21 protein-coding genes and 1 tRNA gene are annotated in these 22,664 nt (G+C 61.8%); 15 read left to right on the top strand and 7 right to left on the bottom strand.

Annotated elements, in window-relative coordinates; translation table 11 throughout:
• Positions 1-14 precede the first annotated feature (14 nt).
• Positions 15-614 (bottom strand): outer membrane protein assembly factor BamE, encoded by a 600-nt coding sequence (locus KUA11_RS12295; protein WP_217410573.1) that lies wholly within the window; start codon positions 612-614, stop codon positions 15-17.
• 129 nt (positions 615-743) lie between these two features.
• On the opposite strand from KUA11_RS12295, the gene KUA11_RS12290 reads away from it, so the two are divergent.
• From KUA11_RS12290 to KUA11_RS12245, 10 genes are all read left to right on the top strand, one after another.
• Positions 744-1,319 (top strand): DUF177 domain-containing protein, encoded by a 576-nt coding sequence (locus KUA11_RS12290; RefSeq protein WP_217410572.1) that lies wholly within the window; start codon positions 744-746, stop codon positions 1,317-1,319.
• A gap of 163 nt (positions 1,320-1,482) precedes the next feature.
• The gene (gene rpmF / locus KUA11_RS12285; RefSeq protein ID WP_166312624.1) at positions 1,483-1,686 is read left to right on the top strand and encodes a 50S ribosomal protein L32; all 204 of its coding nucleotides are present in this window, start codon (positions 1,483-1,485) and stop codon (positions 1,684-1,686) included.
• Between the two features lie 125 nt (positions 1,687-1,811).
• A complete protein-coding gene (plsX, locus tag KUA11_RS12280; RefSeq protein ID WP_217410688.1) occupies positions 1,812-2,864 on the top strand; it encodes a phosphate acyltransferase PlsX in 1,053 nt (350 codons plus the stop codon).
• 93 nt (positions 2,865-2,957) lie between these two features.
• The gene (locus KUA11_RS12275) at positions 2,958-3,923 is read left to right on the top strand and encodes a beta-ketoacyl-ACP synthase III (RefSeq protein WP_217410571.1); all 966 of its coding nucleotides are present in this window, start codon (positions 2,958-2,960) and stop codon (positions 3,921-3,923) included.
• A gap of 67 nt (positions 3,924-3,990) precedes the next feature.
• The gene (locus KUA11_RS12270) at positions 3,991-4,284 is read left to right on the top strand and encodes an integration host factor subunit alpha (RefSeq protein WP_217410570.1); all 294 of its coding nucleotides are present in this window, start codon (positions 3,991-3,993) and stop codon (positions 4,282-4,284) included.
• Complete coding sequence (locus tag KUA11_RS12265; protein WP_408744203.1) at positions 4,284-4,853, top strand: MerR family transcriptional regulator; 570 nt, start codon at positions 4,284-4,286, stop codon at positions 4,851-4,853. Before KUA11_RS12270 ends, KUA11_RS12265 begins: the two co-directional genes overlap by 1 nt.
• A gap of 85 nt (positions 4,854-4,938) precedes the next feature.
• Positions 4,939-5,012, top strand: a tRNA-Pro gene (locus tag KUA11_RS12260).
• A gap of 190 nt (positions 5,013-5,202) precedes the next feature.
• Positions 5,203-5,769 carry an elongation factor P gene (efp, locus tag KUA11_RS12255; protein WP_166312627.1) on the top strand — a complete coding sequence of 189 codons (567 nt, stop codon included), beginning with the start codon at positions 5,203-5,205 and terminating at the stop codon, positions 5,767-5,769.
• 86 nt (positions 5,770-5,855) lie between these two features.
• Positions 5,856-6,683: an inositol monophosphatase family protein gene (locus KUA11_RS12250; protein WP_217410679.1), complete on the top strand. Its 828-nt coding sequence runs from the start codon at positions 5,856-5,858 to the stop codon at positions 6,681-6,683.
• 12 nt (positions 6,684-6,695) lie between these two features.
• Positions 6,696-7,559, top strand: a complete 864-nt coding sequence (locus tag KUA11_RS12245; protein ID WP_217410568.1) for an OmpA family protein — start codon at positions 6,696-6,698, stop codon at positions 7,557-7,559.
• A 10-nt stretch (positions 7,560-7,569) separates the two neighbouring features.
• Here KUA11_RS12245 and radA read toward each other — a convergent pair whose 3' ends face one another.
• Complete coding sequence (radA, locus tag KUA11_RS12240) at positions 7,570-8,967, bottom strand: DNA repair protein RadA (RefSeq protein WP_217410567.1); 1,398 nt, start codon at positions 8,965-8,967, stop codon at positions 7,570-7,572.
• Between the two features lie 159 nt (positions 8,968-9,126).
• On the opposite strand from radA, the gene KUA11_RS12235 reads away from it, so the two are divergent.
• From KUA11_RS12235 to KUA11_RS12225, 3 genes are all read left to right on the top strand, one after another.
• On the top strand, positions 9,127-9,543 hold the full coding sequence (locus tag KUA11_RS12235; RefSeq protein WP_217410566.1) for a hypothetical protein: 417 nt from the start codon (positions 9,127-9,129) through the stop codon (positions 9,541-9,543).
• Positions 9,544-9,636: 93 nt separating this feature from the next.
• On the top strand, positions 9,637-11,799 hold the full coding sequence (locus KUA11_RS12230; protein ID WP_217410565.1) for a ComEC/Rec2 family competence protein: 2,163 nt from the start codon (positions 9,637-9,639) through the stop codon (positions 11,797-11,799).
• A 132-nt stretch (positions 11,800-11,931) separates the two neighbouring features.
• Positions 11,932-12,567 (top strand): hypothetical protein, encoded by a 636-nt coding sequence (locus KUA11_RS12225; RefSeq protein WP_217410564.1) that lies wholly within the window; start codon positions 11,932-11,934, stop codon positions 12,565-12,567.
• 100 nt (positions 12,568-12,667) lie between these two features.
• Here KUA11_RS12225 and bfr read toward each other — a convergent pair whose 3' ends face one another.
• Entirely contained in the window at positions 12,668-13,153 is a 486-nt protein-coding gene (gene bfr / locus KUA11_RS12220; protein WP_217410563.1) for a bacterioferritin, read from the bottom strand.
• Between the two features lie 360 nt (positions 13,154-13,513).
• Here bfr and KUA11_RS12215 point away from each other — a divergent pair, with 360 nt between their 5' ends.
• Entirely contained in the window at positions 13,514-14,965 is a 1,452-nt protein-coding gene (locus tag KUA11_RS12215) for a pilus assembly protein (RefSeq protein ID WP_217410562.1), read from the top strand.
• Between the two features lie 58 nt (positions 14,966-15,023).
• On the opposite strand, the gene mdoH is transcribed toward KUA11_RS12215, so the two are convergent.
• The 4 genes from mdoH to KUA11_RS12195 are packed head-to-tail and all read right to left on the bottom strand — an operon-like array spanning position 15,024 to position 20,757.
• Positions 15,024-17,189, bottom strand: coding sequence for a glucans biosynthesis glucosyltransferase MdoH (gene mdoH, locus KUA11_RS12210; protein ID WP_217410561.1), 2,166 nt, complete (start codon positions 17,187-17,189; stop codon positions 15,024-15,026).
• Positions 17,165-18,721: an OpgD/OpgG family glucan biosynthesis protein gene (locus KUA11_RS12205; protein WP_217410560.1), complete on the bottom strand. Its 1,557-nt coding sequence runs from the start codon at positions 18,719-18,721 to the stop codon at positions 17,165-17,167. The genes mdoH and KUA11_RS12205 overlap by 25 nt, the downstream gene beginning before the upstream one ends.
• Before the next feature lie 53 nt (positions 18,722-18,774).
• Positions 18,775-19,134: a winged helix-turn-helix domain-containing protein gene (locus KUA11_RS12200; RefSeq protein ID WP_217410677.1), complete on the bottom strand. Its 360-nt coding sequence runs from the start codon at positions 19,132-19,134 to the stop codon at positions 18,775-18,777.
• 60 nt (positions 19,135-19,194) lie between these two features.
• Entirely contained in the window at positions 19,195-20,757 is a 1,563-nt protein-coding gene (locus tag KUA11_RS12195) for a DegQ family serine endoprotease (RefSeq protein WP_217410559.1), read from the bottom strand.
• A gap of 144 nt (positions 20,758-20,901) precedes the next feature.
• Here KUA11_RS12195 and KUA11_RS12190 point away from each other — a divergent pair, with 144 nt between their 5' ends.
• Positions 20,902-22,557: a lysine--tRNA ligase gene (locus tag KUA11_RS12190; protein ID WP_217410558.1), complete on the top strand. Its 1,656-nt coding sequence runs from the start codon at positions 20,902-20,904 to the stop codon at positions 22,555-22,557.
• The last annotated feature ends 107 nt before the right edge of the window (positions 22,558-22,664 follow it).

The following is a 22,664-nucleotide window of genomic DNA, read 5'->3' as shown; positions in this document are numbered from 1 at the left end:
GGCAGAGGCTGTGATTACGGAAGGCTGTTGCCCGCGCCACCATGACCGGGGCCGTTGTTGCCCATCATTCCGCCAGCACCGCTGAAGGAATTGCTGTTGTTGTTCATCATGCCCTGCATCGGGTTGTAGCGACCCACATTGCCGAGGATTTCCTGCAGGATGTTGATCTTGGTGCCGGGGGCGGGTGTCCTGTCGCCCACCATGCCGGGATGCTTGGCGTCCTTGAGGTTGAGCGTGCGCAGGGCGCGCAGCGTACCGCCCTCATCGAAATTGAGCACCACCACCTGCTGTTTCGTTACATGCGGAAAGTTGGCCGGCGTCGGCGCCGTCATCATGGAAATATAAATCCATGTGTTGTCGTCGAACGTCGCCTTGGCCGTGGGAGAACCAAGGAGGTCGATGGCATCCGCGCGGTTGCTTTTTCCCGGCTGGAGCTGGTTGTAATCATCGGCCTCGATCAGCGAGCCGCGCGGCATGGGCGGGTTTTCGAACACCGCGCAGCCCGACAGCGCCAGCACGCAACCAATGAGACCGGCGGCTTTCCTCAGGCGCCGTCCACCGTGCCCATTATGGGCGAAAGATGCGGTCGGGGCTGGAAGCGGTCGTGTCAACATGACGCTGTTCTGGTGCTTTCGGATATGGGCCTGATGTAGCGGGTTCTGTTAAAGCACAGGAAACAGCCCCCCGATAGTGTGTTTCGCACCGTCTCGCGGGTGGCTGTGGTGCAGGAAAGGGATCATGTCGTGACCGCCAAGCAATCGCTGGAGTTTTCCCGTCCCGTCCTCGTGCGGTCGCTGCGGGACGCAAGGCCCGAGGCACCACGTGAGATCGTCGTGACGGCCACGCCCGATGAATGTGTCCGTATCGCCCATCGGCTGGGGCTGCCGCAGGTGGCCAGCCTGTCATGCCGTTATGCGCTGTGCGCAGGAGTCGGCGGGGCGATTGTGGCGGAGGGCGCGTTGTCCGCACGCGTCAGTCAGTCCTGTGTGCTCACGCTCGATGTGTTCGAGGATGTGGTGGGGGAGCGCTTCACGCTCCGATTCGTGCCCGAGCATCGTTTCGACCCTGAGGCCGCTGACGATCTGGAGGCATCGGACGAAATTCCGTTTGAAGGCGATGCCATAGATCTTGGGGAGGCGACGGTGGAGCAACTGGCTCTTGCTCTCGATCCGTGGCCACGCAAGCCGGATGCAACGCGACCGGATTATGTGATTACCGAGGAAGAGGCTGAGGCGCTGGCGGAACGCGATGCGGAGGATCCGCAGGCGCGCCGTAATCCTTTCGGTGCGCTGGCCAAGCTCAGGCGCGGCGATTCCTGATACGAAAAACGTCTATTTGCCTGCGCGGCGCGGCTGTTTGTCGTGCGGCGCTTCTTGCGGAAGTGGGGCGCGTCTGATAGAGGGCCGCCCTCAATTGCAGTTGTGTCCAGGTTCCGCCAGGGGGTGGTTCCGGGATGTCGTCATTTCGGAGGGGCTTGGACCCATGGCAGTACCCAAGAGAAAAACTTCACCGTCCCGTCGCGGCATGCGTCGCAGCCATCAGGCTCTGCGCCCGGAGGCTCATGCCGAGTGCGGAAACTGTGGTGAACTGAAGCGTCCGCACCATGTGTGCAGCCACTGCGGTCACTACGATGGCCGTGAGGTCATTGCGGCCGGCAAGGCCCTGAAGGTCGCCGTCCGCGCCTGATTGGGTGTTTGTGGCTTGAAACGGCGTGACACTGACATGACAGCCCGTCTTTCGGTCGAGCGGGTGGGAGCGGTTTCGTGAGCGAAGCGCTTGCATCTGAGAGGGCGGAAGACGGAAGCTGCGGCATGTTCTCCTTGGCGGTTGACGCCATGGGGGGAGATGGCGGGCCTGATGTTGTGGTGGCCGGACTGGCGCTTGCGGCAGATCGTCACCGGGGAGCGCGCGTGCTGCTCATCGGCGATGAAAAACGTCTGCGTCCGATTCTGGCACGGCACCCGAAGGCGGCCGCCATATGCACGGTGCGTCACGCGCCGACAGCCATCAGCATGGACATGAAACCCACCGCAGCCCTTCGGGTTCGGGATTCGTCCCTTCGGATGGTGATGGATGCGGTCGCGGCTGGTGAGGCGGCGGGTGTGGTGTCGGCTGGCAACAGCGGCGCCATGCTGGCATTGGCCAAGATTGTCGTGAAAACGCTGCCGGGCATTGCTCGGCCCGCCATGGCCGCCATCAGCCCGAGCATGAAGGGCGATGTCGTGATGCTGGACCTGGGAGCGAATGTCGCATGCGACACCCGCAATCTGGTCGAGTTCGCCGTGATGGGCGAGGCGTTCGCCAAGGCGGTTCTTGGTCTTCCCGCGCCCAGCATCGGTCTGCTCAATGTCGGTGCGGAAGAGGTCAAGGGCGATGAACGGCTGCGTCAGGCCGCTGAAGTGCTCCGTGACAGCCCGCTGGCTTCCCAGTTCCACGGTTTCGTGGAAGGGCATGACATCACGGCTGGCACGACGGACGTGGTGGTGACGGACGGTTTCACCGGCAATGTCGCGCTCAAGACCGGCGAGGGGGCCATGAAGATGGCGTCCGGGCTGTTCCGGCAGGTGTTCACGAGCAGCATGGCCGGCCGGCTGGCCTATCTTCTCGTGCGCCCCGCATTGATGCGCATGAAGGACTGGCTGGATCCCCGCCGCTATAACGGTGCTGTGTTCGTGGGGTTGAACGGTGTGGTGGTGAAATCGCATGGCGGCACGGACGCGCAGGGGTTTGCGTCGGCTGTGGATGTGGCGATGGATATGGTCACGCACCAGTTCAATGACAGTATCCGCGAACGTCTGGCGCATATGACGACGCTGACGACCAGCCGCCCGAAGATGGAAGCGGAACGTCAGGCCGCCCTTTAAACCCCGTCGGCGCAGGCTGATGGCGGATCAGGTATTTTATGCGGCCGGGACGCGGGAGTGCAGCCGGAACCGCGTCTTCTTGGGGTATTCTCAATGGTGACACGTTCGCTCCTCTCCGGTTTCGGAAGCTATCTGCCCGAGCGCATCGTCACCAATGACGAACTCTCGCAGCGTCTCGACACATCCGATGAATGGATTCGGGGTCGTACCGGCATTCGCCAGCGTCACATTGTGGGCGAAGACGAGACGGCCGTTTCCATGGCCGCAGAGGCCGCGCGTCGGGCGCTCGCATTCGGTAGTATCGATCCGCAGACTGTGGACGCTGTTATCGTGGCGACCTCCACGCCCGATCAGGTCTTTCCCGCGACGGCTGTGCGTGTGCTGCACGAACTGGGTGCCACGGGTGGATTCGGATTCGATATCGCGGCGGCGTGTTCAGGGTTCATCTATGGCATGGCGACGGCGGATGCGTTCATCCTGTCGGGCAAGGCCAAATGCGTGGTGGTCATCGGCAGTGAGGTGTACTCACGCATTCTTGACTGGGACGACCGGACGACGGCCGTGCTGTTCGGGGATGGCGCAGGCGCGGTTGTCCTGACAGCCAGTGATGATCCGGGGAATCGCGGGCTTCTCTCCACCCATCTTCACGCCGATGGTGCGCTGGGGGACATCCTCTACGTCGATGGTGCGGTCGGTCGGTCCGGTCACAGCGGACATCTGAAGATGAACGGCCGTGAGGTGTTCCGTCATGCTGTCGGGCGTCTTTCCTCTGCCGTGGATGAGGCACTGGAGGCAGAAGGGCTGACACACGCCGATGTGGCGTGGTTGGTGCCGCATCAGGCCAATATTCGCATCATCGAGGGTGTAGCCCGCAAACTGCACCTGCCGATGGAGCAGGTGGTGGTGACGGTGGACCGGCACGCCAACACCTCGGCGGCCTCCATCCCTCTGGCGCTGGACGAAGCCGTGCGGGACGGACGCATCCGTCGTGGCGATCTGGTGCTGATGGAAGCACTGGGCGGTGGTCTGACATGGGGATCGGCGCTGGCGCGGGTGTGACGGAGCTCCCCCAAGCGGGGCTCTTCATTCAAATTGACGCCGGGTATCAGCATGTTACTCTGCGCGCATGAGCACTGTGACACGCGCCAGTCTGGCGGAAAAAATCCATACGCAGGTCGGGTTGTCCCGCAGCGAGTCCATCGACTTGCTGGAGGCGGTGCTCGAAACCATGGCAGCGAAGCTGGAGAGTGGAGAATCCGTGAAAATCAGCGGGTTCGGTACCTTCATGGTGCGCCGTAAAGGACAACGCAGCGGGCGAAACCCCAAGACAGGGGTGGAGATTCCCATTCTTCCCCGTTCGGTCATCACGTTTCGCGCCAGCCAGATTCTTCGTGCACGGGCTAATGGCGCGCCTGAATGATGGAAGAGCGGTCTGTTGCGAATCCGGGTGGGATTGTGTCTCCAGTTGATGCTGCTCTGGGAGAAGAGGTGGGCGAGCGGCTCCAGAAAGGGCCACTTGCGTTTCGCACCATCAGTGAAGTCGCCGATGAACTGAAGGTGCCCCAGCACGTCCTGCGTTTCTGGGAGACCCGCTTCGAGCAGGTGCGTCCTCTGAAGCGTGGAGGCGGGCGGCGTTATTACCGCCCCGAGGACATTGCGCTTCTGCGTCAGATTTCCGATTTGCTTTACGTAAAAGGCTACACCATCAAGGGGGTGCAGCGTGTTTTGCGGGGCGAAAGCGATTCGGAAAGCGAAAATACTCCTGCGCTCGATGGACAGGAGGTGGTGTCTGTCAGCGTAGAGGACGAGCTTCCACCGCTTGTCGCCTCCCCGGAGGAAAAGCCGCCTGAGCCAAAGGTAGTGGTCGAGGTGCGCGAGGTGCCTGACCCGCATGTGGTGGCGGAAAACGAACGGTTGCGACGCAGTCTTGAGCGTGTGCTGGGTCAGCTTGAGGTGATCCGGGCGAAACTCAAACAGGCGAGCGTCTGATCATCCCGTCGCAAGAAAGGGCAATCGGTGGAAAGGCTCTTGCAGGGGCTTCGTCGGACTGCTAGAGACCACCCGTTCACGATGACGGGCAGTAGCGCAGCCTGGTAGCGCATCAGTCTGGGGGACTGGGGGTCGTGGGTTCGAATCCCGCCTGCCCGATATCGTGGAACTGGACCGTTCTCGCTTGAGAACAGTTTTTTCTTTCCAAATTCAGGAAAACTGGTGGGCACGATGAGTGCTTCCGCGTGTCGGAAAGGCACGTGTCGAGGCCGTGTGATCTTGCTCTTGACGGCTGTGGGGAGTAGAAGCCCGCCTTCGAGCCCAAAGCTTTTTTCTCCAGGGACAGACCATGAAACAGCAGGCCAACCTGATCCGTGCGGGCCAGGTCATTGAGCACGACGGACGTCGTTGGACCGTCCTCAAGCAGCAGATCATCACACCCGGCAAGGGCGGCGCGTTCATCCAGGTGGAGATGCGCGATCTCAAGACCGGCAACAAGACCAATGAGCGCTGGCGTACGGCCGATACGGTCGAGCGCCTGATTACCGAGGACAAGGAGTATAACTACTCCTACACCGACGGTGAGACGCTGGTTCTGATGGACCCGGAGACGTTCGAGCAGTTCATGATTCCCGTGGACCTTCTGGGCGATCAGGCTCCGTTCCTGCAGGACAATATGGTGCTGAACCTCAATCTGGTGGAAGGCGATCCGGTGGCCGTGACGCTGCCGCCGCATGTCACGCTGGAAGTGGTGGAAGCCGATCCTGTGGTGAAGGGCCAGACGGCCAGTTCCTCCTACAAGCCGGCCATGCTGTCCAACGGCGTGAAGACGATGGTGCCGCCCTTCATCGAGGCGGGTGAGCGCATTGTGGTCCGCACGGATGACGCCAGCTACGTCGAGCGTGCGAAGTCCTGACGGACCTCTAGCCGACTGATCGCGGCCGGGCAGTCTGTCCGGCCTTTCCGTTTCTTGAATTTTCCACAGGGATGACCGCCTTGGCGATGCGTCTTTCACCCGTAATGACCGTGATGCAGAGTGCTGCCGAAAAGGCGGCCCGGCGTCTTCTGCGTGACTTCAATGAAGTCGAGCAGCTTCAGGTGAGCATCAAGGGACCGGGCGATTTCGTGTCGCAGGCCGACCTGCGCGCCGAGCAGACCCTGCGGGAAGAACTGGAGCGGGCCCGTCCCGGCTACGCCTTCCTCATGGAGGAAAGTGGCGAGTCGGGCGGTGAGAACTGGACGTGGCGTTGGGTGGTCGATCCCTTGGATGGAACGACCAACTTCCTGCACGGTATTCCGCATTGGGCCATTTCCATTGGTTTGCAGCGGCGTCTGCCCGATGGTTCCGTCGAACTGACGGCGGCTGTGGTGTACAATCCGGCAGCCGGTGAGATGTTCTGGGCCGAGAAAGGTGTGGGGGCGTATCTCAACGACCGGCGCATCCGTGTCTCGGCGCGTCGCGAGATGCTGACGGCTCTGTTCGCCACAGGTATTCCTTTCGCCAAGGTGTCGCCCAAGCGCCGCCTTCCGTTTGCGCGGGTCATGGGCGCGTTGATGCCGCAGGTCGCGGGGATCCGTCGTTTCGGCGCGGCAGCGCTCGATCTCGCGTGGGTCGCGGCAGGCCGTTATGAGGGCTACTGGGAGTTCGGCATCAAGCCGTGGGATTGCGCGGCCGGTGCGCTTCTTGTGCGCGAAGCCGGGGGCTACTGCACCGATCCCGCAGGTGTGGATTTGAACGAACTTCCCGATGACGTGCTGATCGTGGCGGGCAACGGTCATCTGCACGCCAAGCTGCGTGAGATTGTGGCGGAGAGCCTGACAGACGCCTGAACCGACGGAGAGGTGAAGGACGATCATTTCAGATCGATCTTCCCTCTTGTGCTTGGGCCGGTTTCCCAGATGAGGTTGCTGATGTTGCTGCGTGAACGGCATGCGTTCCGTCTTTCTGCTTTTCCTCTCGCCTGTATCTGGTGTTTTGTTCTCGCGGTGCCGCTTGCGCACGCGCAGGTGTCCACCGACACGTCCGCGCTGGATGCACTTGGTCCCGTCCCAGCAAAGAAAAGCGGCGCACGGCAAACGGCCTCTCCCACAAGACCGAAAGCCTCGTCTGTCGCCCGGACCGGCACGAAACATGTGGAGCATGCCGCACCTGCGAAAGTCGCACCTGTCTCGGAAAAGGCGCCTGCTGCACCGGCGACTGCTAGCGGCACCAAACCGGCATCGCCTTCCCACGCACCCGTAGCGGCGACCATTCCACCCGCGCCACCTCCGCCGCCGGTCTTCACGGCGCCGCAAATTCCGGTGCAACTGCATCCGTTCCCTCTGCCGCCCGATCCGCAACCTGTGGCCGATGCCAAGGGTGACAGCCGTCCGATCGATGGGGGCGTGCGTGTGACGTTTGCGGCGGATTCCGACCACCTGAACACGGAGACGCGCAACGCCATTCTCGCCTTCGCCAAGGCGCTGAAGGAGCGGCCTGACACCCGTGCGCTGGTGGATACGACCGCGAGTGGTGTGCCCAACGATCCTTCACGGCCGCGCCGAATGGCGCTCAGTCGCGGGCTTGTCGTGCGGGCTGTGCTGATGAATGCGGGCATCCCGTCCACCCGGATCTATGTCCGGGTGATCGGCCTACCAGACAAGACCGGCATCGAGACTCCGGCGGATCGGGCCGACATTCGCCGTTCCGACGCCGTGGACCAGTAGGCGCTGCTCCTTAGTCGTCCTTTGCAGCGGCAGAACTTTCGGTCATCGTTCTGACCAGGCTGGAGAGATGCCCCAACTCGTGCAGGTCGAGACCGGGAGGGGCAGCGAGCTTGGCGTTCCCGCGTGCAATGCGGCGCGGCAGAATGGCGGACGCGAACCCGAGTTTGTTGGCTTCGCGCAGGCGCAGATCGGCCTGCGGGACCTGACGGATTTCCCCTGACAGACCGATTTCCCCGAAAAAAACAGACCCTGCATCCGTCGGGTGACCTGTCGCGGCAGAGACGATGGCGGCGGCGGCGGCAAGATCGGCCGCCGGTTCTGTCACCCGCAAGCCGCCCGCGAAATTGAGATAGACATCCATTCCGGACAGTTTGAGGCCGCAGCGTGATTCCAGCACCGCCAGCAGCATGGACAGGCGGCCTGAATCCCATCCCACCACAGCGCGGCGGGGGCTGCCATCCCCGGCTTTTGGGGAGAGCAGGGCCTGCACTTCCAGCAGCACGGGACGCGTGCCTTCAAGTCCGGCAAAGACGGCGGAGCCGGCGATATTGCCCTGCCGTTCGGCCAGAAACAGGGCGGAGGGGTTGGGCACTTCGATCAGGCCGTGATCGGTCATGGCGAACACACCGATCTCATCGGTCGCGCCGAAACGGTTCTTGGCCGCGCGCAGGATGCGGAACTGATGGCCGCGATCTCCTTCGAAATACATCACCGCATCGACCATGTGCTCCATGACGCGCGGACCGGCCAAGCCTCCCTCTTTGGTGACGTGTCCCACCAGCACGAGCGAGAAGCCGCGCTTCTTGGCAAGACGGATCAGCTCGAACGCGCAGGCCCGGACCTGTGCCACGGACCCCGGTGCGCTCTCGATGCTGTCGAGCCACATGGTCTGGATGGAATCGATGATGACAAGGCCCGGTGGCTCGTCTGTTTCAAGCGTGGCCACGATGTCCGACACGTTGATTGAAGCGGCAAGCTCCAGCGTAGGTGCGACCAGTTCGAGGCGACGCGCCCGCATGCGGATCTGATCCACGGCTTCTTCACCTGAGATGTAGACGACGCGCTGACCGGTGGTGGCGAGATGACACGCGGTCTGAAGCAGCAGCGTGGATTTGCCGATGCCCGGATCGCCACCTACGAGCACAACGGATGCGGGTACAAACCCACCACCCAGCACGCGATCGAGTTCGGGAATGCGCGTGAGAATACGTGGCGGTGGCGCGACGTTTCCCTCCAGCCCCGTCAGCGTGAGGCGACTCTTGGTACGGCTGGCACGTGAAACCGTGGGTTCCACGCTTTCCTCAACGATGGTGTTCCATTCTCCGCAGGCCTCGCATTTGCCGGACCACTTTGGATAGACGGCGCCACAGGACTGGCAGACGAAACGGGTTGTGGGACGCTTGGCCAAGAAGAATGGTTCTCCTGTCGGATTTTAAGGAACGATGTGTGTTGTGTAGCGTTTTTTAACGCAAATCGACGATCCTGACGCATTGTCTTTCTGAAATGTGTTGCTAATCATTGCGCCAACGATCGCGTGATCGAGAGTCAGAGATGAGGAGAGGCAGGCGTGGCACGAGCAGCGAGGGGCACGACATCGGCGGCACGGGGCGCTACGGGCCGCGGAAAAACGGCAGAACGGACAGCCGCTCCTCGCGCAAAAGCCCGTTCCGCACGAAAGAAACCGGCTGAAGTGATCGAGGAAATCGTGGAAGAGGTGGTGCCTGTGCGCGTACCGCCCGTGCGCGACGCCCTTTATTTCGACGCGCAGTGGTATCTTTCAGCCTATCCGGATGTGGCGGAAGCTGGCGTCGATGCCGCGACGCATTATCAGACGGTCGGTTTTCGAGAGGGACGTCAGCCCAACAAGCTCTTCGATAGCAAGGCTTATCTCGCCGTCAATCCGGATCTGGAGGGATATGACGGTGATCTGTTTCTTCATTACGTGTTTTTCGGTGCTGCCGAAGGACGCGCCCTGACGCCGTGAGTTTCACGGTTGAGCGGCAGTTCCTTAGGGAACTGTCGTTTGTGCGAAGAGTAAATCTTTGCTGATGGTGCTCTGTACCGTTTCATGCGCTTGATGACCGAGATCGTTGGGTGGCTGGAAGAGCGCCTTCTCTCTGAACGACATCGGTTGCCGGTGTGCGTGGCCTTCGGTGTGCTGCTTTATTTTCGGCCACGTCATGAGCCGGTGTTTTGGCCCGCGCTGCTGAGCGCGGGTTTTTCCGTTTTTATTCTCATATACGGTTGGTATCGGATTGGCGCCCGTGTGGCGGGATGTGTGGTGCTGTGCCTGTCGCTCGGTTTTCTGGCGGCGTGGACGGAGTGTCACCGCCTGCCGCCCATGCCGGAACTGCCACGTCGCGCCGTCATGCTGACCGGGCACGTTCGGGCGGTGGACCAGCTTGCCCCACGTGAAGGCGTGGAAAGCGGTGGGCGGCGCGTGACGCTTGCGAATGTGCGCTTCGAGACATGGGTGGATGACGGCATGGCGCCGTTGGCCCGCACGCTGCGCATCCGTCTGCGCAACGACGACCCGCTGGTGCTGGCGGCGGGTGACGATCTGCGGGTGCGGGCTTTGCTGACGGCGCCGCCTTTTCTGGTAATGCCCGGTGCCCGCGATCTGCAACGGGAGGCTTGGTTCAAAGGGGAGGCTGGAACCGGACGTGCCCTCAATGCCGCGACCGTGGTGACGGGCGATACGGGTGTGGAAAAACGCGCGTCTTCCTTGTGGGAGCGCCTGCGCGAAGGGATTGGAGCACGCATTCACGCCGTGTTGCCGGGCACCAACGGTGCCATTGCTGCGACGTTGCTTGTCGGCCTTTCCAGCGCCATTCCTCAGATGGATCGGGAGGCGTTCGCCGCATCCGGCCTTGCGCACCTTCTGGCCGTGGCCGGGCTGCATCTGGGTATCGTGATGGGGTTCGTGGTGACGGTGGCGCGCTACGGTTTGGCGGCTATCGAGTGGGTGGCGTTGCGGTGGCCCTGCAAGGAAATAGCCGCTCTCTGCGGGCTGGCGGGCGGTGTGCTGTATGTGGCGATGACGGGGCTGCATCTTCCCGCCCTGCGCAGTCTGGTGATGGCGTGTCTGGTGGTTCTGGCCCTGCTGACCGGACGAAATGCTGCGTCGATGCGTGGGCTGGCGGTGGCGGCGCTTGTTCTGCTGCTGATGGGACCGTCCGTTTTGTTGGATGTGCCGTTTCAGATGTCGTTTGCCGCTGTCATGGCGTTGATCGCGGGTTACGAGGTGTTGCGCCAGCCATTACGCCGCCTGCATGGCGAGGGCGGGGTGAGTCGCCGCTTCGGGGTGCATGTCACGACGCTCGCGCTGACCAGCCTTCTGGCGGGCGGGGCGACGCTGCCGGTTTCCATGGCGCATTTTGGAGAAATCCAGCCTTTTTTCGTGGTGGCGAACCTTGTGGCAGTGCCGATGACGGCGCTGTGGGTGATGCCAGCGGGGCTGATCGCGTTACTGCTGATGCCGCTGCATCTGGAAACGCTGGCGCTTGTACCGATGGGCTGGGGGATCGAGGGCATCATCTGGCTGGCTCGCACTGTGGCCGGTTGGCCTGCGGCCCGTCTGGCTGTTCCAATGACGCCGGGCTGGGGGCTGACGCTGTTCCTGCTGGGGTTGTGCTGGTTGTGTCTGTGGACGCGGCGCTGGCGGTTACTGGGGCTGCTGCCCATGCTGGTCGGTTTTCTTTCACCCTTCTGTCACACATTGCCGGATGTGGTGGTGGCGCCCGATGGAGGTGTCGTAGTGGTGCGGGACGGCGGGCAGCTTCTGGTGGCTGGCCGGTCGCGGGATGCATGGTTCGAGCGGCGGGAGTTGGGGCAGGCTTTCGGACGACCTGTGACGGAGATGCTGCTGCCCACGAGTGAAAGCGCCAGTGGCGATCTGATCTGTGGAGAGGACGGCGCACCCGGTCTGTGCGTGTTGTCCCGGCATGGTCAGTCCCTTCTCTTGCGTCTGATGGACGATTCGGATGGAACGCATCTGGTGCCGCCCGGCTTGTGCGATGGCATGGATCTGTTCGTGAGCGTCTCACCCGCGCGGGCGTCATGTCGCGATGTTCCGCGGATCGACCGGTTCACGGTCTGGCGTGAGGGCGCGGAAGCGATCTGGCTTGAAGCGGGGAAGATCAAGATCGTGTCGGATCGGGCGTGGACGGGTGCGCGTCCGTGGGTGATGCGCCCGGGACGACACGGCGTTCCGAATCTTCCATTGGCGCAGGCGGAATGAGGAGCTGCTCTCTTCACGGAAACAGTTGAGATCGTGATCGGATGAGAGTGATTTTTAATTGCAAATGAGAATGGTTTGCAATTAAGGTGAGACATCACGAGGAGGGACGGGCCATCAGGTCCGAGGAATGCCATGATCGCGACTTCCGATATTCTGCACGAACTTTCTGCCGATGAGCGCGTGGCGGTCTGGATGCTGCGCTATCTGGTCGGGCCCGGACGGCCTTTCTGCCGGATGGGATTCGGCTCTTTGGGGGGCATGTTCTTCCGCGAGGATATCGACGCACTGGGAACGGCTTTCCGCCATGCGTTGGATCGCTGCTCCGGCGCCGGGGTGATGCCGCCCGATGTCAGGATGAGAGGTTGTGGGGCTGTCAGTTCCACGGAAATGGCGCTCCTGGACGCGACGGCGCTCGCTCAGAAAGGTGACGAGAAGGGGTTGCGGGCTACCTTGCGGCGCCTGTTTCCCCAGCGGCATGTGATCACATCCTTTGCCGAGGCGATGATGCAGCTCGGCGCCTGTCTGGCTTCGGCGGGCTATTGGCTGCTGAGCCGGGCCTGCACGAGGACGGATATGCTGGGTGAAACGCAGGCGATTCCTGAGCGATCTGTGACCATCACCCGAAGGCCGCGTGATATGGCGCTGGAAAGTGACGTTCTTGTAGCGGCTGCATCGCTGGCCACGCTGTCGCGCTGGCGCTCTCAGGACATGAGGCTGGCTCAGGTTCTCTGGCCCCATGGGGCGACACAGACCTGCGCCGTTGGATGAAGGTTCTAAACGATAAAACGCCGGTTTCCTTCCGCCATGACAGACGATGGAAACCGGCGTTTTGCAGACGTCTCAGGCCAAACTTGCTGGCGTGGACGGCTTATTCCTCGTTGGCGGGTGCAGAATTGAGCTGAATGTAGCGCTCGATGCCGATCTGCTTGATGAGGTCGAACTGACGGTCGAGGTAGTCCTCATGCTCTTCCTCGTTGTCGAGGATCTTGAGCAGCAGGTCACGTGAGACGTAGTCGCGCACGCTCTCGCAGTAGGCGATGCCTTCACGAAGATCGGCCAGCGCCTTTTCTTCGAGCTTGAGGTCGCATTCAAGGATTTCCTTGACGTTCTGACCGATCAGAACGGTGTTGTAGCGCTGCACGTTCGGCAGGCCACCGAGATAGAGAATGCGCTCGATCAGCCAGTCGGCGTGACGCATCTCTTCGATGGATTCCTCATATTCCTTTTTGCCCAGCAGGGTCACGCCCCAGTGGTTCAGCGTGCGCGCGTGCAGGAAGTACTGGTTGATCGCGGTCAGTTCGTTGGTGAGCTGAATGTTGAGGTGCTCGATCACCTTGGGATCTTTGACGGCCATGAGGGCATCTTCCTTCGTGTGGGGAATGTTTCCTGCCCTGTCTCTACGTCAGATTCTGTGAGGCACGCAAGAAGAAAATCCTTTATTTCTCAATGTAATAGCAGAAATGACTTGCATTCTCAAGTCGCAGTAAATCTTTGGTGAGGCTGTGTTGAGACATGTTCGGAGCAATATTTGGGAATGCTGACATTGCAGGAGGTTTTATCGAAAAAAGATATCGAATGCCGGCTGTAGAGAGGAAATTAATCTTTTGCTGATGAAAGAGGAAATCCCACTGCCGGCTGATCGCGTTGCCACTGTGAAGGGGCAGATGCGCCGGAAAACGCTTCTTTTTTTATAGGCTCTTCAAGAGAGGTGCGTTTGCGCCCCCCTGACTTTTCTTCTCTGTATCTCTCCCGTTTTCTTGTTCGCGCCCTGACGAAATGGTGGATGTGCCGTCGTGGGAGCGTGATGGTGGTCGCCGCACTGTCTGCGCTTCCCGTCATGCTCGGGGTCGCGGCGGCGGTGGATCTGGGCACGGTGGTCAATACCCGCAGCAAATTGCAGTCGCTGGCGGATGCCGCCTCTCTGCAGGCAGCGAAGCAGGCCAACAACAGTCTGGCATCAGGCAGCAGCACGACCACAGACGCCGCGTTGGCCGTCGCTCGTACGACAGCTCAGTCAATGGTTACGGCCAATGCACAGATCAGTGGCCTTTCTTCCGTTCCATCGGTGTCTGTCAGCTACACACCCCAGACAAGTTATTCGGGCAGCGTTACCGTCGCTCTAAGCCAGACGCCAAAGTTGTTCTTTTCTGGACTGTTGCCTGCAGGCAATAAGACCGTATCCGTTCAGTCAACGGCCACCATGGCGCAGGGCAATTCCTATATTCAGGTGTTGTTTCTTGTGGATATTTCCAATTCGATGGGAATTGGCGGCACACCTTCGGACATCCAGCAATTGGAGAACGGTCCGGGTCAATGCGCCTTTGCCTGTCACGATCCGCATGGATACGACGCCATCAGTAATAACTGTGTTCTGGCGAGTGCTGGCCAATGGCAGGGATCCGGCTGGTATAGTGTCTGGCGCCCTCCCTGCGACATGCGGACTGTCGCAAAGGCATCGGGGATCAGCCTGAAAATCGATTATGTCAGTCAGTCTCTGCAGGCGTTCGTTTCTCAGCTCGTTCAATATGCTCAGGATGACCGTAATCACATCACGGTTGGGATCGACACGTTTGGCACCGTATTCTCCCGTGTGGTGCTCCCGACTACGGACCTTTCCCAGGCTACGAGCGCTGCCGCCAATGTGGATATCGAAGATGCTACGCCTTTTGCCAATCAGTATAACAATCCCAACCGGTCTCCTTCGGACTGGGCGGATTACAATGGCGGTTACACGAAAACACAGGCGGCTTTGCAACAGGTAGCCACCGATCTTCAGAATGTTGGGGATGGATCCTCATCCTCCAGCATGAAAACCTATATCATTTTTATTTCAGACGGGGCCGAGGAACTCTATTCGGCCAGTGGTAAGTGGCATACGGCTGTGGACGTGAATTATGGCGCAGCCTGCACGGCGCTGAAGAACAAGGGCGTGCGTCTCTTTTCTGTTCTGGTTCCCTATTATCCCATTCCCGGTAACACGCTTTATGACGCGCTGGTGGCACCATTCGATGGAACGGGCGAAGGCAGCATGCAGTACACCATGCAGACCTGTGCTTCTGCCAGCACCGATTTCATTCAGGCCGATGATGGTCCCGCTATCAAGCAGGCCCTCTCGTCCGTGTTCGACACGATCATTGCGGACAGCGCCCTTCACCTGACGCATTGAGGGCACAGACAGGTCAGGTGAAGGAGCGCGAACGCTCCGTGGACTGGGGACTGTCTCGCTAAAGCGGCAGCGTTTCCAGACGCTCAAGTGCTGAGACGGTCCCCAACGCGGCTGCTTTTTCCTTGGGCGTCAGTTTGCGTTCCGCCTCGGTGAGCGAGCGCGCTTCGTCCACTTTCAGCACGCCGACAAGCTGGTCCGGGTCAATCGGGTCCCCCGGTTTGCGAGGCGGTGGCAGCATGGCGCGGTGGGCGGCCAGCAGCGCGGGATCGGAGCGCAGTGCTGCCATGGCTTCTTCCGGTAAATCCGACCCGGGTGCGGCGATAGCCTGAGCCGCTTCCACCAGAACCTCGGGAGGATGCGTTTCTTCGGGCACCAGCAGCAGCCCTGCGCGACGGAAAGCCTGTCCCACGTCGCGACTTCCGGTAATGGCCGCCAGTGGAATGGCCAGCACCAGCCCGATCAGCACCGGCGTCATCCACAGAAACAGCGAAAACGACACGGCCCATGCACAGGCGCCGAGGATCACGCCGAAGAGGGTGTAGCGCCAGTATCCGCGCACGATGGTGCTTAGCGGGATGCCGCCGTCATCGCGTCGCTGGGCATTCCAGCCCGAATCCTGTCCGCTGAGGATCGAGATGACGCCACTTGTCTGAATCAGCATTGCAATCGGCGCGATCAGACCGCCGATGAGGGTTTCCACCAGCACGGAGGCCGCAGTGCGGATCATGCCGCCGCAACCCTTGAGGGAGGCGCGATCGAACAGCAGGGCGATATAGGCGAACAGTTTGGGGGCAAGCAGGATCGCCATCGTGGCGATGAACACGAACTTTGCTCGCACTGGATCGACCTGCGGCCAGTGCGGATAAAGCGTCTTGGTGTCCCCGAAATATTCTGGCCGCACGAAATGCGCCTGAAGCGAGATCAGGATGCCCACCAGCAGAAAGATCAGCCACAGGGGCGATGTGAGATAGGCCGAGATGCCCACGATCATGTGCATCCGACTGACCCAGCTCAGTCCTTTGGTGGGCAGCACCTTGTAGTGCTGGAGATTGCCCTGACACCAGCGGCGGTCACGGATCGCAACATCGGTGAGGGAGGGCGGACTTTCCTCGTATGAACCCGATAGGGCGGGAACCATGTGAATGGCCCAGCCGCCGCGTCGCATCAATGCGGCCTCCACGAAGTCGTGGCTGAGGATATGGCCGCCGAAAGGCTTGCGGCCCGGAAGCGCCGGGAGTCCCGCTTGTTCGGCGAAGGCAGCGGTCCGTATGACGGCGTTGTGACCCCAGTAATTGCTGCTGGCCCCATGCCACCATGCGATGCCGTGGGCGATCAGCGGCCCATACACACGTCCTGCGAACTGCTGCATGCGGGCAAACAGCGTCGTGCCGCCCGTGATGACAGGCAATGTCTGAATCAGACCCACGCCGGGATTGCGTTCCATGGCGGCAGTAATGCGCACCAGCGTGCGGCCATCCATTACGGAGTCCGCGTCCAGCGTGACCATCAGCGGATAGGCCGCGCCGAAGCGACGGACCCATTCGCCGATGTTGCCGGCCTTGCGTTCCGTGTTCTTGGGACGGCGGCGATAGAAGATGTGCGCCGCATCGTTCGTGTCGTGGCGCAGTTTGAGGAACGCGGCTTCTTCCGCCACCCAGACATCGGGGTTGGTGGTGTCGGAAAGAATGAAGATATCGAACCGATCCGCCTGTCCCGTCTCGCGCAGGCTGTCGTGGATGGCCCGTAATCCCGCCATGACCCGATGCGGGTCTTCGTTGTAGGTGGGCATCAGGAGGGCGGTGCGGGTGTTCAGGGACGGCAGGGGGCCAGCCTTTGTGATGCCAAGGCCGAGGCCACCCCCGGTGAGAAGCGACCAGAATCCGCCCAGCGCGGATGTGAAAGACAGCGCGATCCAGAAGAAGAGCAGGACGAACAGCACTTCCATGATGACGCCCAGCACGGATGCGCCGTTAGCGTCGAGCACGAGATGCGTCTGCCACGCGCCATAGGCTGTGAGCGCCAGAGCCGAGCCGATGACGGCAAAGCGACGGAGTGCGATCAGCTTCGGCTCGGTGGACGGCGTGGCGTCACGCCCATGTCGATCGGGTGCCGCGTGCAGATCCTGCACGTCCATGCGCAGGGGAGCATCCGGTGGCAGAGCGCGGAAAACGTCAGTGGCCGCCTGCTGGGGAACGGAGGTCACGGTGTCCAACGATACATCCATTGTTCCGAAACGGGTCCCTGTTCATCGGCGAGCACGACGCTCATTTCGGCCAACTTGGCGTCACCGGGATAGAACTCGAACGTCGTGCGCCAGCCGTTGATATTGGGGTTGGGTTCCACCACCACATTTCGGATGGTTCCTGCAGACGTATTGGGGATGAGGTGGAACTTCGCGTCCTGTCCCTTGTCGGCCACCGGGCCGCCGGTGAAGTCGATGGCAAAGAACCGGCCGTCCTTGTGGTCCGTCACGGCGCCCACACGGGTTGCGCCGATACGGGCGAGATCGGTCGGGAACGGTACGTCCCAGCCCCAATACATGCGGTAGGTGTAGGTGTATTCGTGCCCGGCCTGAAGCGGCGCCTTGGGGCGCCAAAACGAGACGATGTTGTCGTTCACCTCGTTGGGGGTAGGGATTTCCACCAGATCGACCGCGCCCGCGCCCCAGTCCCCGATCGGTTCGATCCACAGGGACGGACGCTTTTCGTAGTCGAGGGCCAGATCTTCGAAATCGTGGAAGGACCGACGACGCTGCATCAGGCCGAAGCCGCGCGGGGAGATGTCGGTGAAGGCCGAGAACTGAAGATCCAGCGGATTGCGTAACGGGCGGTAAAGCTGGAGGTCCGAGCCGGTCCAGATCTGGAGCGCCTCGCTGTCATGGGCCGCCGGTCGCCAGTCGTCGATGTGGTTGCGGTCGTTGGCATCGAAATAGAACATGCCCGTCAGGGGAGCGATGCCGGACTGCTCGATCTTCACGCGCGGAAAGAGTGCTGACTGCACATCGAAGATGGTGGTGTCGCCCGGGCGGATGGTGAAGCGGAATGCACCCGCAAGGGAGGGGCTGTCGAGCAGCGCGTGAATGACGATCGAGTCCACGCCCGGCTGCGGTTTTTCCAGCCAGAAGGCGCGGAACAGCGCAAACTCCTCGCCCTTGGGATCGCCCGTGCCATCGGCGAAGCCGCGTGCGGACAGGCCGTAATTCTGCCCTTTGGCGACGGCGCGGAAATAGGAGGCGCCGAGGAAGACTGCGCATTCCTCCATCACCCCCGGCGTGTTGATGGCATAGCGCAGCCGCAAACCGGCAAAACCGAGATCATCGGTCACGCGGAGCATCGGATCGCCGAAATTGAAGAGATCGGGAGTGTAGGGCACGGCGGTCGATTTGCCGTCCACGACTTCATGAATCGCGATGCGTGGACGGTAGAGGAAGCCACGATGGAAGAACTCCACGTCAAAGGCGAGATTTTGTCCGTGCCACAGGGCCTGATCCGGACGGTATTCGATGGAGCGGAACTGATCGAATGTCAGATTGTCGAGCGCCTTGGGCAGCGACTGCTCGGGTGCACTGTAAGGCTTTGCAGCCAGTTCGCGCGCCATGCGGGTAACGGTTTCGTGATCGAACGGCACGGAGGCGGGTGCTGCAGGTGCCCCTTCGGCGGCACGAGCGGGGGAAGCAAGGAAGTCCGTTGCAAGAGCGGCAAAGGCGGCGCCACTGCCCGCACGCAGGAGGTCGCGGCGGAAGACTGGGGGTGTCACGCTTCGTGTTCTCCCGACTCTGTTCTTGGAAAAAGGGTCATGCGGCATCGTGGTCAGGATGCTGCGTCATTTTCAGGGCGGAGCAGGGTCGCCAGTTCGTCCAGTGGCGCGCGGGCGCCTGCGCGGGCGTCATACTCCGCCTGTCGGTAACAGCGGATCACGGTCTTACCCATTTCGGTCAGACGCGCGCCGCCGCCGCCGCCGGGCCTGGTTTCCACGACAGGCGTGCGGAACTGGCTGTTCAGCGCATCGATCAGCAGCCACGCCCGACGATAGGACATGCCCATGGCACGGCCGGCGGCGGAAATGGAGCCGCTTTCCGCCAACTGTTCGAGCAGGCGGATCTTGCCGTGCCCCAATGCCGGATGGCCGTCCACATCCATACGCAGGGTGAGACGTATCTCAGCCGACATCATGATCCCCCATTGTTTTGCTGCCCTGTCCTTCTGCGCATAACATCGTGAGGTGGGAGGTCAATGGTCGCTATCCAGCGGAAAGGGCACCCAGCGAAGACCGTCCATGTCGTGGACCAGCAGCAGCACGGAGTGGCGTTTGTCCTTGCGTGCGGCCTCAATGCCCTGTCGCAATTGAGCGGGCGTGCTCACGGGCGTCTGCTGCACTTCAGTGATGACATCGCCGGGCTTAAGGCCACGATCCATGGCGGGACCGCCTTCGGCCACGTCCGTGATGACCACGCCTTTCTGATCTTCCGACAGGCGGAACTTGCGGCGTGTTGCGTCCGTGATGGAACTGGCGCGGAATCCGAACGGCCCGAGATCGACGGATTTTTCAGCAGAACCGGCATCCGGGTGCGCGGATTTGCTCGTCTGCGCTTCATCCTTTGGCTCAGGTAGAGCGCCGATGGTGATGGGCACGTCGATGGTCTTGCCCTTGCGCCAGACACTCAGATGCGCCTGCGATCCAACCGGGAGATCCGCGATCAGGCGGGGCAACGCACGGCCTTCGATCGGCTTGCCGTCGAGTTGCTGGATGACATCACCCGTTGTGAGCTGCGCCTGCGCTGCTGGTCCCTTGGGTTCCACGCCCGCGACCAGCGCGCCCTTGGCGGGTTTGAGGCCCAACCCATCGGCGATTTCCGCCGTGACAGCCTGAATCCGCACGCCGATCCATCCGCGTGAGACGTGGCCGGTCTTGCGAAGCTGCTCAAGAACGCGCCGGGCCTCGTTGGAGGGGATGGCAAAGCCGATGCCGACCGAGCCGCCCGAGGGCGAGTAAATGGCGGTGTTCACGCCAATGACCGCGCCGTGCATGTCGAACAGCGGGCCGCCGGAGTTGCCCTTGTTGATGGGGGCGTCCGTCTGGATGAAATCGTCATACGGCCCCTGGTCGATATTGCGCCCGCGCGAGGACACGATGCCCGCCGTGACGGTGCCGGAAAGACCGAACGGGTTGCCGATGGCCAGCACCCAGTTGCCCACGCGGGCCGTGTCGCTGTCGCCGAATGCAACGAAGGGAAGCGGCTTGGGCGCGCTGACCTTGAGCAGGGCGAGATCGGTGCGGTCATCGTGACCGATGACTTTTGCCGGCAGGGTGGTGTTGTCCTGCAGGGTGACGGTGACGCGGTCGGCATGGCGGATGACGTGGTTATTGGTCACCACGTAGCCCTCGGGGTCGATGATGAAGCCCGAACCCAGCGCCTGCATCCGGCGGGGCGGCGCGTTGGGGGCGGTTTTGCGGTTCATGAAGTCATGGAAGAACTTCTCGAACGGGGAGCCGGGCGGAAACTGCGGCACCTGCGGGGTCTGTCCGCCTTCGTCCTCATCCTCGTCTTCATCGGAGTCGCCCTTGAGCGTCTGCTGGGTGGAGACGTTGACAACGGCGGGCAGAAGCCGGTCCGCAAGGTCGGCAAAGCTGTCGGGCACCCCCTGCGCGTTGGTGGTGACAGATGGCATGGGAGCCGTCGCGGGGGAGGGCTGTGGTTCGGCGCATGCTGGCGAAAGCATGGTGCCGGCGCATAATGCGCAGGCAAGGCCGAGGGAGAGAAAGAGCGGACGGGAAGGGCCGGAAACGCGCATGAACAATGGGGCTTTTCAGTCTGGAGCGGCGAGTCGTTCTCTCACCCATAGCTCACCCGTTCGTGCCGTTACAGTCCGGCGGTGTATGTAACAGCGCGTGATTTGCATTGACCGGACGCGCGCGTCTTCCTAGCTTCCGCCACCATGTCCGAGAACAGTGCCAATTCCGCAGTCCGTTCCCTCCTTCCGGCCGGTAGTGCGCCCAAGGCGTGGCCGTTCGAGGAAGCCCGAAAACTTGCCGACCATGTTGCGAAAAAGGGCGACGAGCGCCCGGCGCTGCTGGAGACGGGATATGGCCCCTCCGGTCTGCCGCATATCGGCACTTTCGGAGAAGTGGCGCGCACGAGCTGGGTGCGACAGGCTTACACCGCGCTGACGGGGCGTCCCTCGCGCCTGCTGGCCTTTTCGGATGACATGGACGCGCTGCGCAAAGTGCCGGACAACGTGCCGAACCGCGAGATGTTGGAGCAGTTCATCGGCAAGCCACTGACGCGCGTGCCCGATCCGTTCGGCAAGTATGATTCCTTTGCCGCCCACAACAACGCGCGCCTGCGCTCTTTCCTCGATGGTTTTGGCTTCGATTACGAGTTTGCCTCTTCCACCGAATATTACACCTCGGGGCGCTTCGATGCGGCGCTCAAGCGCGTGCTGGAGGTGCATGACGAGATCGTGGCTGTGATCCTGCCCACGCTCGGTGCGGAGCGGCGCGAGACCTATTCCCCCGTGCTGCCCATTCATCCCGAGACCGGCAATGTCATGCAGGTGCGGATGGACAAGGTGGACCCGGTGGCGGGCACGGTGTCGTGGACCGATGAAAACGGCAAACGCTTCGAGACGCCGGTGACGGGTGGCGCGGCCAAGATGCAGTGGAAAGCCGACTGGGCCATGCGCTGGTACGCGCTGGGCGTGGATTATGAAATGTCGGGCAAGGATCTGATCGACAGCGTGCGTTTGTCGGGCAAGATCTGCCGTATTCTCGGTTCTGCTCCGCCAGCCGGCCTGACCTATGAACTGTTCCTCGATGAGCATGGGCAGAAGATTTCCAAGTCCAAAGGTAACGGTCTGTCCGTTGAGGAGTGGCTGCGTTACGCCCCGCCTGAAAGCCTTGGGCAGTTCATGTTCAATCAGCCGCAGCGGGCCAAGCGTCTGTTCTTTGATGTGATCCCGAAAGCGGCGGATGAATATCTCGCGCATGCGGACAAGGCAGCGGCCCTTCAGGCGCGCGTGTCCACGGGCGCGGAAGACGCGACACTGGATGCGGATCGTCTCGCCCTGTGCGCCAATCCGGCGTGGTTTATCCATGGTGGCCACATTCCCGATCATGCGGGCAGTCCGCTGTCGTTCGCCATGCTGCTCAATCTCGCCAGCGTGGCCAATGCCGAGACGCCGGACGTGTTGTGGGGCTTCATCCATCGCTACGATGCGGACGTCTCACCTGAGACGCATCCGATGCTCGCCACGTTGGTGGAACGCGCCATCACCTTCTACGCGGACTTCGTGCGCCCGGCGAAAAGCTATCGTCTGCCGGACGAGAAGGAACATGCGGCCCTCGTCGATCTGGCCAATTCGCTGCGGATGTACGAGGACGAGGCTCCAGACGCGGAGACGCTCCAGAATCTTGTCTTCGAGATTGGCAAACGTCACCAGTTCGAGCCGCTGCGGAGCTGGTTCACCTGTCTGTACGAAGTGCTTCTGGGGCAAAGCGAAGGGCCGCGCTTCGGTGGGTTCATTGCGCTTTATGGCGTGCGCGGCACCATTGCGCTGATCGAGGCCGCGCTGGTGCGGAGCGCCGAGGCCTGAGCGTCGGTGCGGAGACGGCTCGATGATCCGCCTGCCTGAGGACGAGCGCCTCGCGCTGCCGCCCGATGACACGGAACTGACCGCCCGGGCGGATCAGTCGGGCGATC

Origin of the sequence: Acetobacter estunensis (assembly GCF_019083805.1) — a bacterium.
Classification (GTDB): Bacteria; Pseudomonadota; Alphaproteobacteria; order Acetobacterales; family Acetobacteraceae; genus Acetobacter; species Acetobacter estunensis_A.
Note: the sequence above shows the minus strand (reverse complement) of the source record. Positions and strands in the feature narration are given on the sequence as shown.